This window comes from Orbus sasakiae, from assembly GCF_039542345.1.
GTDB lineage: Bacteria > Pseudomonadota > Gammaproteobacteria > Enterobacterales > Orbaceae > Orbus > Orbus sasakiae.
Window position 1 is genome coordinate 82,238 of sequence record NZ_BAABHY010000005.1, and the last position, 12,808, is coordinate 95,045.

The 12,808-nt window shown below is 40.3% G+C and carries 11 protein-coding genes; 2 read left to right on the plus strand and 9 right to left on the minus strand.

Annotated features, from left to right (window positions below; all coding sequences use genetic code 11):
• Positions 1-3: 3 nt before the first annotated feature.
• Positions 4-1,182 carry an MFS transporter gene (locus ABEA36_RS09560; protein WP_345491520.1) on the plus strand — a complete coding sequence of 393 codons (1,179 nt, stop codon included), beginning with the start codon at positions 4-6 and terminating at the stop codon, positions 1,180-1,182.
• Between the two features lie 85 nt (positions 1,183-1,267).
• Positions 1,268-2,935 carry an energy-dependent translational throttle protein EttA gene (ettA, locus tag ABEA36_RS09565; protein WP_345491522.1) on the plus strand — a complete coding sequence of 556 codons (1,668 nt, stop codon included), beginning with the start codon at positions 1,268-1,270 and terminating at the stop codon, positions 2,933-2,935.
• Between the two features lie 47 nt (positions 2,936-2,982).
• Here the strand turns inward: ettA and mdtI are convergent, their stop codons facing one another.
• The 9 genes from mdtI to ABEA36_RS09610 all read right to left on the minus strand — a co-directional run bounded on the left by mdtI (position 2,983) and on the right by ABEA36_RS09610 (position 12,651).
• Entirely contained in the window at positions 2,983-3,312 is a 330-nt protein-coding gene (gene mdtI / locus ABEA36_RS09570) for a multidrug/spermidine efflux SMR transporter subunit MdtI (protein WP_345491524.1), read from the minus strand.
• Positions 3,306-3,674 (minus strand): multidrug/spermidine efflux SMR transporter subunit MdtJ, encoded by a 369-nt coding sequence (gene mdtJ / locus ABEA36_RS09575; protein ID WP_345491526.1) that lies wholly within the window; start codon positions 3,672-3,674, stop codon positions 3,306-3,308. The genes mdtI and mdtJ overlap by 7 nt, the downstream gene beginning before the upstream one ends.
• Positions 3,675-4,014: 340 nt before the next feature.
• Positions 4,015-5,511 carry an NAD(P)H-hydrate dehydratase gene (locus ABEA36_RS09580; RefSeq protein ID WP_345491528.1) on the minus strand — a complete coding sequence of 499 codons (1,497 nt, stop codon included), beginning with the start codon at positions 5,509-5,511 and terminating at the stop codon, positions 4,015-4,017.
• Between the two features lie 52 nt (positions 5,512-5,563).
• A complete protein-coding gene (gene mpl / locus ABEA36_RS09585; protein ID WP_345491530.1) occupies positions 5,564-6,946 on the minus strand; it encodes a UDP-N-acetylmuramate:L-alanyl-gamma-D-glutamyl-meso-diaminopimelate ligase in 1,383 nt (460 codons plus the stop codon).
• Positions 6,947-7,021: 75 nt separating this feature from the next.
• Positions 7,022-8,758, minus strand: a complete 1,737-nt coding sequence (gene recJ, locus ABEA36_RS09590; RefSeq protein WP_345491532.1) for a single-stranded-DNA-specific exonuclease RecJ — start codon at positions 8,756-8,758, stop codon at positions 7,022-7,024.
• Positions 8,759-8,845: 87 nt separating this feature from the next.
• Positions 8,846-9,553 (minus strand): bifunctional protein-disulfide isomerase/oxidoreductase DsbC, encoded by a 708-nt coding sequence (dsbC, locus tag ABEA36_RS09595; protein WP_345491534.1) that lies wholly within the window; start codon positions 9,551-9,553, stop codon positions 8,846-8,848.
• Positions 9,554-9,589: 36 nt separating this feature from the next.
• Complete coding sequence (gene xerD, locus ABEA36_RS09600) at positions 9,590-10,486, minus strand: site-specific tyrosine recombinase XerD (RefSeq protein WP_345491537.1); 897 nt, start codon at positions 10,484-10,486, stop codon at positions 9,590-9,592.
• Between the two features lie 15 nt (positions 10,487-10,501).
• A complete protein-coding gene (gene sohB / locus ABEA36_RS09605; protein WP_345491539.1) occupies positions 10,502-11,557 on the minus strand; it encodes a protease SohB in 1,056 nt (351 codons plus the stop codon).
• A gap of 164 nt (positions 11,558-11,721) precedes the next feature.
• Positions 11,722-12,651 (minus strand): hypothetical protein, encoded by a 930-nt coding sequence (locus ABEA36_RS09610; RefSeq protein WP_345491541.1) that lies wholly within the window; start codon positions 12,649-12,651, stop codon positions 11,722-11,724.
• Positions 12,652-12,808: the final 157 nt, after the last annotated feature.

Here is a 12,808-nt window from a genome sequence, read left to right on the forward strand (position 1 = left end):
TAAATGAATACATCACAATCGCCTATATTATCGCTATGGTTGACAGTCTTAATGGCAATGGCTGTCGCGATTTCTGTTGCCAGTAACTATTATGCTCAGCCATTATTACACTCCATCACGCAAGATTTACAGCTTTCAATGGAAGGCTCGGGTGTGATTGTCACAACCGCACAATTTAGCTACGCCTTAGGCCTGTTATTTATTGCACCATTAGGTGATAAAATTGAGCGTAAAAAACTGATTATGATTTTAATGCTATTAACGACATTAGGTCTTATTATCAGTGGCTTATCCTATTCAAAAAACATGTTATTGCTGGGTACCGCGATTGCGGGTCTATTTTCCGCGGTAGCTCAAGTACTCATTCCCTTTGCTGCAACGCTAGCCTTACCAAATCAACGCGGCAAAGTGGTCGGCATTTTAATGAGTGGCATGCTACTGGGAATATTATTGGCTCGAACATTTGCCGGTAGCGTATCGAGCATGGCAGATTGGCGTATGGTGTACTTAGTTGCTGCCGCCATGATGTGCATTGTCAGTATACTCTTGTGTATTTCACTCCCCCGTTATTCGAATCAAAATACCATTCATTACTGGACATTGATTGGCTCAATTTTTAGTTTATATCATCAAGAACGCGTGCTGCGTATTCGCTCCCTGATTGGGGGTATCGCTTTTGCATTATTTTCATTACTTTGGACGCCACTGGCATTTTTGTTAAGCACCGATCCGTACCATTATTCTGATGTTATCATCGGGCTATTTGGCCTAGCTGGAGCAGCTGGTGCAATGGGCTCACCGATTGTCGGCAAGCTATCAGATAAAGGCAAAGGCAGGTTAGTCACCTCGATTGGACTGGCATTATTACTCGTATCGTGGTTACCGTTATCGCTTGCGCAACTATCCATTATTGCATTGGTGGTGGGCGTCATTTTGATTGATTTGGCCGTGCAAGTGACCCATGTTTCGTGTATGAATGCCATTTACCAAGGTAAGCCTGAAATCCGAACTCGCATGAATGCCGGTTATATGCTGAGTTATTTTACGGGTGGTATGCTCGGGTCATTAAGTTCAACCTATTTATTTGCGCACTATGGTTGGTTGGCTGTGGTCAGTGCAGGTTGTGTACTGGCTTGTCTTGGCATATTCATTTGGCTTTATTATTTAAAAACCGATAAATAATTTATAATAAAATATTACTAGATTCAAATGGCGAAATGGCTACAATATACGCCATCAATTGTCATGTTAACGACAGGAAAACACAATGGCACAATATGTTTTTACAATGAATCGAGTGGGCAAAATTGTTCCACCTAAGCGCTATATCCTTAAAAATATCTCGTTAAGTTTTTTCCATGGCGCAAAAATCGGCGTTTTGGGTCTTAATGGTTCAGGTAAATCAACCTTGCTTAAAATCATGGCAGGGTTAGATACGGAGATCGAAGGTGAAGCAGTACCACAAGCGGGATTACGTATTGGTTATTTACCACAAGAACCTAAACTCAATCCAGAGCAAACCGTACGTGAAGCTGTAGAAGAAGCGGTGGGTGAAGCGAAAAATGCACTAACTCGTCTTGATGAAGTTTATGCGGCTTACGCAGAACCGGATGCGGATTTTGATAAACTCGCGAAAGAGCAAGCCGAACTTGAAGCCATCATTCAAACCCATGATGCGCATAACCTCAATAGCCAATTAGAACGCGCTGCTGATGCCTTGCGTTTACCAGACTGGGATGCCAAAATTGAGCATTTATCTGGGGGGGAACGTCGCCGCGTCGCACTATGCCGTTTGTTACTTGAAAAACCAGACATGCTACTCCTTGATGAGCCAACCAACCACTTGGATGCCGAGTCGGTTGCATGGCTTGAACGCTTCTTACACGACTATGAAGGTACCGTTGTAGCGGTTACCCATGACCGTTACTTCTTAGATAACGTAGCAGGCTGGATTTTAGAGCTTGACCGTGGTGAAGGTATTCCTTGGGAAGGTAACTACTCATCTTGGCTTGAACAAAAAGATCAGCGCTTGGCACAAGAAGCGTCAACGGAATCAGCACGCCGTAAATCGATTGAAAAAGAGCTTGAGTGGGTTCGCCAAAATCCAAAAGGTCGTCAAGCAAAAAGCAAAGCACGTCTTGCACGATTTGATGAACTTAATAGTAGTGAATATCAAAAACGTAATGAAACCAATGAACTGTTTATTCCAACAGGGCAAAGATTGGGTGATAAAGTGATTGAGGTTGAGCACTTGACCAAATCTTATGGTGATCGTGTCTTAATTGATGATCTTTCATTTCGCATTCCCAAAGGGGCAATAGTTGGAATCATCGGGCCAAATGGTGCTGGTAAATCAACCCTATTTAGAATGTTATCGGGTAAAGAACAAGCCGATTCAGGTAATATTAGTCTAGGTGAAACAGTACAACTGGCCTCCGTCGATCAATTCCGTGATAGCATGGATGACAAAAAAACCGTTTGGGATGAAATCTCACACGGTCAAGATATTATGCGTATTGGTAACTTCGAGATCCCAAGCCGTGCCTACGTTGGTCGCTTTAACTTTAAAGGGGTTGATCAACAAAAACGCGTGGGTGAATTGTCGGGTGGTGAACGTGGACGTGTTCATTTAGCAAAATTACTGCAAGTGGGGGGTAACGTACTATTACTTGACGAACCGACCAATGACCTCGATGTTGAAACGCTACGTGCACTTGAAAATGCATTATTAGAGTTCCCTGGCTGTGCGTTGGTGATTTCCCATGACCGTTGGTTCTTAGACCGTATTGCAACGCATATTCTCGACTATCAAGATGAAGGTCACGTTGAATTCTTTGAAGGTAACTTCACCGAATATGAAGAATGGAAAAAACGGACACTGGGTGCTGAAGCATTAGAACCCAAACGCGCTAAATATAAACGTGTTATCAAATAATCATCTTAACATCAATAAAAAAGGCCGAATCATTCGGCCTTTCTATGTTAAGCAAGTTTAATCATTGCCATACCAATAATTAATCCAATCATACCAAGCCAACCACGCCAATTAAGCTGTTGACCAAATAAAATCAGACCGGCAGTCGCCGTTGCAATAACACCTAAACCGCCCCATAGTGCATAAGCAACGGATAAATCAATGCCCTTGACGGCTTCTGCTAAGCAGCTAAACGCAGCTAGCACAAACACAATCGATAAAATACCAAAGCCCATGCGTTTAAAACCGTTAGAGTATTTTAAGAAAATATTTGCCACAATATCTAACACTGCCGCAAGCAATAAAAATGAAAAGTGATACCAATCAAAATTTAACATACTGTACCTCCTGCTTTAGATGGCACAACCGTCTTTTTTGGTTTTTTTGATCCTGACTCGACCAGACCAATACTAATTAATAAAATGACTAAGCCAATCGCTTTTAATACACTCATTGGTTCATCAAATAAAACCAGACTAAAGAAAGTGATAAACAATGCACCAACACCTTCCCAGAGTGCATAAGCCACCCCTAATGCGATACGTTTAACCGCAATGGCTAAACAAATATAGGAACAGGTAATTGCAATATACATGATGGCATGACCAAAATATCCGCCATGATCACTACCATATTTCATGGAAACGGTACCTGTAATTTCAAAAATAATAGCTAATAATAAAAATAATCGATAAATCATGATAGTTCCTTAATTCATTCAATGAGAAAAGGATTTCAATAGCGAATTATTGTAATGATCAAATAAGATTATGATCGCTAATCGAAATCGGTCATTAAAAATGAGGTAATAAATGAGCTAAAGCTTAGACCGCCAGTGGAATTCACCAGCTAAGATAGACGAGATGTAAAATACAAATGTTGACGCTCTGAGTAAAAACATAATATTTTTTATAAAAAAGTTTATTTAATCATAAAGTTATAAAAATCACTGCCATTTTACCACAGCTAGCGATATAAATCACTGCTATTTCGGATAAATGATGGCAGTTGGTGCTTCGTTATACAAATCCATAAAAAAATTATGTGTATTGTGTCATGACATCGCTCAAGTGCTCAATGATATCACTGGCGAGCATCGCATATTGACCGTGCTTTTTAGCAGCATGATCACCGGCTAAACCATGTAAGTAAACACTCACTGGGGCGGCAATATCAAGGTCAATTCCTTGTGCAATTAGACCTGCTAAAATACCGGTTAGGACATCCCCACTCCCGCCTGTCGCCATGCCATTATTCCCGCTTTGATTAATATAGACAGCACAATTATCTGCAGACGTAATGACGGTGCGTGTATCTTTTAAAATACAGGTCACTTGATGATGTTGACTAAACTGCATGGCTGAAGCGACTAAATGGCTTGCGATCCCCTTGATGTTAGTATTGAGTAAACGCGCCATTTCACCTAAATGTGGGGTAACAAAGATGGGGCCGCGGTGTTTATCCAACAATGTTAAATCTTGAGCTAACACATTTAAGCCATCTGCATCAATGATGATAGGTTGGTCTGCCATGGCTAAAAGCTGCGTTAAGATCTGCTGAGTTGCCGCACTCACCCCCATACCTGGACCTACGACAATAACGTTTGCCCACTGAATAAGTTCACTCAGTTTTGACGTATCAATATGGTCTGGTTGATAAGTGCTGATTAATGCTTCAGGTAATTGTGTTGATAAAATATCACGATTGGCGTGTGGCGTGTAAATGTGCACCAAGCCGCTCCCTGTTCGATAAGCCGCTTTAGCTGAAAAATACGCTGCCCCACTCATATGGTTCGACCCTGCTATAACCAGCACTTTGCCAAATGTCCCTTTATTGGCATAGTCAGCGCGTTTAGGCAATTTTTCAGCGAGGTCACACGGTAAATAGCTGTAATAACTTGCCTGAGACGGATTTGCATAAATCCCGATATCCGCCAACATCACTTTGCCAGCATACTGCGCCCCTGGGTAAAGCACTAAGCCTAGCTTTTTATAAGCAAGCGCCACTGTCATGTCAGCTTTAACGGCAACGCCTAATATTTGGCCAGTATCAGCCGAAATCCCAGATGGCATATCTACCGACATCACAAAAGCACCGCTTTGGTTTATCGTATGAATCATTGCTGCAAAATCACCATCAATATCACGCGATAAGCCGACCCCAAATAAGGCATCAATCAGCACATCATACTGACTCAAATCGTTAGGTAATGTCGTCATAATGGGAACGTGATAAGCTTTGGCAATGTTGAGCTGCTTGACCACTTCGGCAGTGCTTCGCGTTGGATCGCCAATCAAATAGAGGGTTACATCAATATTTCTGAGTTTGAGTAGACGGGCAATGGCAATGCCATCGCCACCATTATTACCGTAACCACAACATACGGCGACATGTCTTAAATTGATGGATTGCTGTTCAAGCTGGGTAAGACAGGCTAACGCAGCTCGTTCCATCAATACCAAGGACAGTAAACCGACCTTGTTAATAGTATAAGCATCAAACTGCTGCATTTCATGTGCGGTAACAAGTCGTTCCATATCTAGCTCCTAACCATGTGGTTTGCCGTCTAATGAGAACGGTTTAAGCCCGTTATAATTTCTCTTGTGCTTTCGCTTTTTCTTTAAGCAGTTTATCAATAATTTTTTTATGGATACCGCCAAAACCGCCATTACTCATCACTAAGATGACATCATTTGGTTTGACCGTTTTAGTAATCATATCAACCAATAAATCAATGTCACCCGACCAGTGGGCAGGCTGAATACACTCATCGACAACATCCGAAACTAACCAAGGTAAATGTTCGGGTTGATAGATAAAGACTTCATCTGCACGTCCTAATGAAGGCGCGATTTCATCTTTACACACCCCCAGTTTCATGGTGTTAGAGCGGGGTTCAAGGACGGCTAAAATTCGCTTGTTCGAGCCCACTTTACTGCGTAAGGCTTCAAGTGTCGCTAAAATAGCGGTTGGATGGTGAGCAAAGTCGTCATATAACTGCACGCTATCGACTTGCCCATATAACTCTAAACGTCGCTTAGCATTATTAAATGAAGATAAAGCCTTACACGCATCTTCAATTGGAATCCCCACGTTACGCGCGGCGGCAATTGCCATTAGCGCATTATGCATATTATGTTCACCAACCAGTTGGTAATTCACCTCACCCACTAATTGATTATTCAGATACACATTAAATTGACTTGCGTCATTACTGATTTTTTGAGCTTTCCAACCGGTTGTTGACTCGGTTTGAATTTGTTCACTCCAACAGCCTTTAGCTAAGACTTGTTTCAAGTTAACGTCATCTTGCGGCGAAATGATTAATCCTTTACTTGGCACTAATCGAACTAAATGATGAAATTGTTTTTGAATTGCGCTTAAATCATCAAAAATATCAGCATGATCATATTCAAGATTATTTAAAATCAATGTCTTAGGGCAATAATGCATAAATTTCGAACGTTTATCAAAAAACGCCGAATCGTATTCGTCCGCTTCAATCACAAAGAAGTTACCTTCACCAAGGCGCGCAGAGACCTCAAAATTACCTGGTACACCACCAATTAAAAAGCCTTGTTGATAATTAGACTGCTCTAAAATCCAGTTGACCATGCCCGCTGTCGTCGTTTTACCATGTGTACCAGCGGCAGCAATGACCCAACGGTCTTTAAGAACATTATCGTGTAACCATTGCGGTGCTGAAATATAATTCATATTGTTATCAAGAATATATTCAACGCAAGGATTACCGCGTGATAACGAATTACCGATAATCACCAAATCAGGCACTGGCGACAATTGGCTTGGGTCATAGCCCTCAATAATTTGGATTTGCTCTTTTTCAAGTAGCGTGCTCATTGGCGGGTAAACGTTCTTATCTGATCCCGTGACTTTATGCCCTAATGAACGAGCAATCAGTGCAATTCCTGCCATAAACGTACCACAAATACCCAGAATATGAATGTGCATTGTTATTTCCTTTTTTCTTGTTATATCATTATTAAGCTTATTATACTCATTCAAATTTATCTTGAGTACTACTTCTTAATCGATTGCCCAAAGATGTCTTGCTAACAACGAGAGACTCTGATTTCCTCTAAATTCGTCCATTTCAAGATTATAAACAATTTTGACTTTTTTGACTGACTGATCGGGCCATACGCCGCGATCAATATTAAACACGATACTGTTAACTAATGGGCCGCCATCAAGTGGCTCTAATACTAACTTGAGGTGTTTTTCAGCAATCAATTTTTGTTGATGTACTCTAAACTCGCCTTCAAAGACTGGCTCAGGAAAACTTGCTCCCCAGGGTCCGCTGTCTTTTAAGAGTTTTGCCGTTGTAAGATTTAAAAATGCTTTTTCAACGACACCATCGGTTTCAACCACATTTTCTAACGCAATATTATTGAGTACATTTGCCACTTCTTCGGTAAAGTACTGAGTAAAGGTGGCCAAGTCTTGCTCTGCGATGGTTAAACCTGCGGCCATCGCATGCCCACCAAAGCATACAATCAGTTTGTTATCACGCAAATTAACCCGTTCTAAAATATCGCGTAAATGAATTCCATTCACAGAGCGCCCTGACCCTTTTAAGTAACCATCGTCGGTTCGCGCAAATGAAATCACGGGGCGGTAAAATCGCTCTTTAATTCGAGAAGACAGTACGCCAATCACCCCTTGATGAAATTCTGGGTGATAAATCACAAAACTATTGGGTACGACATCGGTTTGCTGTTCAAGCTGTTGAATAAATGCCAAGGCTTCTTGATGCATATTCTGCTCAACATTTTTACGGGCAATATTAAGGTTTTCAAGAATTTCGGCAGACTCATAGGCATTTTGGTCGTCTTTTGCTAACAGTAATTCAACCCCTAATGACATGTGTTCCATTCTGCCTGCAGCATTAATGCGTGGAGATAAGTAATACGATAAATCCAGCGACGTGATGCGTTGTAAATTCTTTTTGGTAATCGCAACGAGCGCTTTAATGCCTGCACAGCAGCAACCAGCTCGAATTCGCGCCAATCCTTGCTGCACTAATATGCGATTATTTTGGTCGAGATCAACCACATCTGCGATGGTTCCTAATGCCACTAAATCAAGTAGATTGGCTAGGTTATACTCTTTCAATCGGCGTTGATTAAACCAATCATGCGCCCTTAAATGCGCTCGGAAAGCAAGCATAAAATAGAATGTAACCCCCACACCCGCTAAATATTTTGATGGGAACGGGCAATGTGGTAAATTGGGATTAATAATCGCCTCGGCATCAGGTAACACATCTGGCGCTAAATGGTGATCGGTAATAATTACTTGAATATTATGCTGTTTTGCAAATGTAACAGCCTCAACCGCAGACACACCGTTATCAACCGTAATAATTAAATCAGCTTGCTTTTCAAGTGCCCTTTTTACGACGGATACACTCAGCCCATAGCCATCTTCAAACCGATCCGGAATAATATAACTGACATGTTTAATCCCAAACTGATTTAAGGCGGTCACAATTAATGCCGTACTGGTTGCCCCATCAGTATCAAAATCACCAACGATTAAAACGCGTTTTTCATTTACTGCTGCTTGATACAGAATCTCAACCGCTTTATCCACGCCGGATAACTGCCCATAATTGAGTAACGCTTGAGTTGAATGGTTTAACTGTTCAGCCGAGGTAATGCCCCGCGCAATATAGATACGTTCTAACAAAGGATGATTGATCGATGTTAATTGAATGTCTTTTGTGGGAACGGCTCGCTGCTTTATTACAATATCGCTCATAATCTACTTAATCTTTAATCATTATGAAAATAGAGCTATCAATTTGTTATCAAGCTCTATTATTTAATTTATCACAAATCAAAATGATTATTTGCTATTTCTGTTGAGAATGTTAATTAATTCATTTGCTGGTACATAACCGGATAATAGCTGACCATTAGGTAAAATAATGGCTGGCGTACCTGAAATACCTAATTTACGTCCCACATTGAATTGCATTTGAACATAAGGCACCATGCTTGATGCGGGTGAAATTTTACCGCCTTTATAAGCATTATCGAAAGCTTCTTTACGATCTTTAGTGCTCCAGATCGACTGCATATCTTTAGCCACTTGTGAATCCAGACCTTGTCGTGGGAACGCAAAATAGTGAACCGAAATACCTAAATCAAGATAGCTGTCGATTTCTTGATGCAATTTTTTACAATAGCTACAGGTATAATCCGTAAAGACATAAATCGCGTATTTTTCATCTTTCGCTTGATAAACAATCGCGTCTTTTTCAATCGTTGAGATTAATTTTAAATTGTCCGCATTAGCGATATTTTGTGGTGTAGCACCACGCATATCATAAATTGGGCCTTGTGTTAAAAATTTACCATCTTCAGTCACATAAAACACACCGTCTGGCGTGGTCACGCTTTTCATGCTATCAACTGGCGTATTGGTGATTTGGATATTCTCTTTGCTGTAACCGAGTTTTTCGAGAGTCGACATAATATCCGCATCTGATGCGTGAGCTTGGCCGATTAATAAACTTGATAATATGCTTAAAGTGATCGTTAGTTTTTTCATTAAATGAGTCCTATTGTGTGTCTTCATTTGCGCTAATCACGCCCGTGGATGGTGTTTTCTATGTAGCTGTTTTAAACGCTCGGTTGCTACATGAGTATAAATTTGTGTTGTTGATAAACTGCTGTGCCCAAGTAACATTTGCACAACACGTAAATCAGCGCCATGATTAAGTAAATGCGTTGCAAATGCATGGCGTAAAACATGGGGCGATAATGCTTGCGTATCAATGCCCGTTAGTATTGCATAATATTTTATTCGATGCCAGAACGTCTGCCGCGTCATCTTATTGCCTAACCGACTCGGGAATAGCGTATCAGTGGGGCCCGCTTTTAGCAGATCATTACGGCTATATTTTAAATAATATTCTAACCAATAAACGGCCTCCTCCCCTAACGGGACTAAGCGTTCTTTGTTCCCTTTACCAATAATGCGCACAACCCCTTGCATTAAACTGACATCATTCAGTTCAAGGCCAACCAGTTCTGATACACGTAACCCAGTTGCATACAGTAATTCGAGCATCGCTTTATCACGGATTTCAAGTGGGTCTTCTGTATTTGGCGATTGTAACAGGGCTTCTACCTGTGATTCCGTTAAGTCTTTCGGCAAGTTCTTGGGTAATTTAGGTGACGATAACGAGGCTGATGGATCATCTTCACGGTATTTTTCACGATAAAGGTATTGAAATAAGCGCTTAATGGCACTTAATAAGCGCGCTGAACTGGTTGCTTTGTAACCTTCTTCAACGCGCTGCAATAAAAAATCCTGTAAGTGCATCGTTTGTGCCGTTAAAAATGTCACACCAAGATCAGAAAATGCTTTCGTTAACGCTTGTAAATCTAAACGATAAGACGCAATGGTATTGTCGGCCAGATTGCGCTCAAGCCACAACGAATCTAAAAATTGTTCTAACAATACCGTATCTTGCGACATCTTATACTCACGACCTTAGTAAATGGTACGACTATTTCTAAAAAACAGTTTTTCAACGCCGCTCACCACATTTTTCGCAAATCGGTCAGCTAATTTCTTGCGTCTTTGATATTTGACGGCAATAATTTTATGTTGCTCAATCATCGACAAAATCACATCATCACTGGTGCCGATCTCATCGACTAACCCTTTATCTTTGGCTTGCAGTGCAAACCAATGTTCACCGGTTGCAACCTCATCAATATTTAAATTAGGTCGATTCTCGGCCACAAAATCTTTAAATAATAGGTGAGTTTCTTCCAATTCTTGTTGGAATTTTTTACGACCTTCTTCTGTGTTTTCACCAAACATGGTTAAGGTGCGCTTATATTGTCCAGCAGTTTGTAGCTCAACATCAATTTCGTTCTTTTTCAGTAAGCGATGGAAATTTGGAATTTGGGCAACCACGCCAATCGATCCCACAATCGCAAATGGCGCGGCAATAATTTTATTAGCGGTACATGCCATCATATACCCCCCACTTGCGGCAACTTTATCGACAATCGCAGTTAAATGAATATCCCGTTGTCTAAAGCGCATCAGTTGTGACGCGGCAAGACCATACCCATGTACGACTCCGCCAGGACTTTCAAGTTTTAACACAACCTTGTCTTGCGGTTTAATTACAGATAACACCGCACTGACTTCTTGCCTTAAATCTTCAACTTCGTGGGCATCGACACTGCCATTAAATGATAAGACATAACAGGTTGATTTTTCTGGCGGGTTATCTGCATCCGTATCTTGCGCTTGAGTCGGGATTTTTTGTGCTTGCTTAGCCTGTTTCTTTTCCCGTTTTTTGGTTTTCTTTTGGGTTTTATGAAACTGTTTGGCTTCAGCTTCGCTCATGATGCTAAGCTGCATATTCTCTTTCACATCTTGATACTCAAGTGTTAAATCTTTGATCTCAAGGCTACCTTGCGGTGCTGATTTTTTTCGTTGAACCAAAATAAACAGAAATACCACTAAAATTGCAATAACAACGGTCACTGTTTGTGCTAAAAAAACAATGTATTGTAAAAACCATTCCATAATTCATGTCATCCTAAACAATAAATAATCTCATATCATAGCAGATTTAGCTTTAATGTAATGAATTTAGCGATTTTTTTACTTTATACTAGGTAAAAATTGAGAAAAAAAAGGCAAAATAAATCGGGTTATTTTGCCATTAATGTCTCTAAAAAGACCGAAAATTAATATAAATTATTTTTCAAACGGTTAAAGAATTCATCCGTTGGACGATCAATATACACATCTTGTGCCAACGGTTTACTGCGCAGTGGTTTTAATACAAAATTCTTTTTCTCTTTTTTCAACAATGCAGGCTTGATATTTAAAATACTCTGTTGCAAACAATCTGGACATAGATTGTATTCATAGGTCAGCACATTAACACTTTTGGTGTCAGCATCAAGTGTCGCGGCCAGTACTTTGTGATTTTTGTAAAATTGCACATCTTGTAAAGCATCCGCATAGTGACCAACTTGACGGTTAGATAGTTGCTGCGTCAACGCTTCATCATCTCGTGTAATAAATGAAAACGTTTTGTACCATTGCTGGCAACTTTCACAAAAATAGTTCACTTTTGTGGCAAGGACGGTTGGTGCTAAAAACCCAATCAATTCAACAAAATACACCAATGCGAGTAATCCTTCTGAAATCACTAAGCCACTGCTGCGTCGCCCACTACTTGAACTGGTGATCGTGATTTCACGGTAAGGAATAATGTCTTCTAACATAATGTGGTATATTGCCATCGGATCAATGTAGAGTTCTAACCAGTAGAATATAAAGTCAGAGCCCGGTTCAAATTGCAGTGTAATAAACATGACAAGATTGGCATAATAGGCCGATAAGCCAACCAATATGGCCATGACCATATTCACTATGCGGTTACGGCTTTTTGCCCGTTCAATCAATTGACGAATGATATAACCGAGCACAAAAACCAGCCCCACGATTAAAACAAGATCTAAAATAATAATGGGTGAGTAATTAGATATCACCGCATATATTGCACCAACCGGGATAGCGAGAATGACACCGAATAGTGTAAATAAAATTGCAGATGATAATTGGTATTGATGACTTGGCACATAGTGTGTATTTTTTAGTATATCCATGATTATTCTCTTTTTTATTATTAATTGCATCATCGAATGGTGAGTTTTAAAAAGACCTTTCTCCCGTCGCTAGTCTATAAACGATAATATTGAAAGTCAATTTGATCTCAAATTATCAATATTGCATTTGTTATTAGAATCTTGCGCCAATTTTTAT

Excerpts from the sequence above, each read along its gene's own strand:
- mdtJ (WP_345491526.1), bottom strand. The coding sequence starts at position 3,674 with ATGATTTATCGATTATTTTTATTATTAGCTATTATTTTTGAAATTACA.
- ABEA36_RS09580 (WP_345491528.1), bottom strand. The coding sequence starts at position 5,511 with ATGGAACGACTTGTTACCGCACATGAAATGCAGCAGTTTGATGCTTAT.
- ABEA36_RS09610 (WP_345491541.1), bottom strand. The coding sequence starts at position 12,651 with ATGGATATACTAAAAAATACACACTATGTGCCAAGTCATCAATACCAA.
- ABEA36_RS09560 (WP_345491520.1), top strand. The coding sequence starts at position 4 with ATGAATACATCACAATCGCCTATATTATCGCTATGGTTGACAGTCTTA.
- dsbC (WP_345491534.1), bottom strand. The coding sequence starts at position 9,553 with ATGAAAAAACTAACGATCACTTTAAGCATATTATCAAGTTTATTAATC.
- recJ (WP_345491532.1), bottom strand. The coding sequence starts at position 8,758 with ATGAGCGATATTGTAATAAAGCAGCGAGCCGTTCCCACAAAAGACATT.
- sohB (WP_345491539.1), bottom strand. The coding sequence starts at position 11,557 with ATGGAATGGTTTTTACAATACATTGTTTTTTTAGCACAAACAGTGACC.
- mdtI (WP_345491524.1), bottom strand. The coding sequence starts at position 3,312 with ATGTTAAATTTTGATTGGTATCACTTTTCATTTTTATTGCTTGCGGCA.
- ettA (WP_345491522.1), top strand. The coding sequence starts at position 1,268 with ATGGCACAATATGTTTTTACAATGAATCGAGTGGGCAAAATTGTTCCA.
- mpl (WP_345491530.1), bottom strand. The coding sequence starts at position 6,946 with ATGCACATTCATATTCTGGGTATTTGTGGTACGTTTATGGCAGGAATT.
- xerD (WP_345491537.1), bottom strand. The coding sequence starts at position 10,486 with ATGTCGCAAGATACGGTATTGTTAGAACAATTTTTAGATTCGTTGTGG.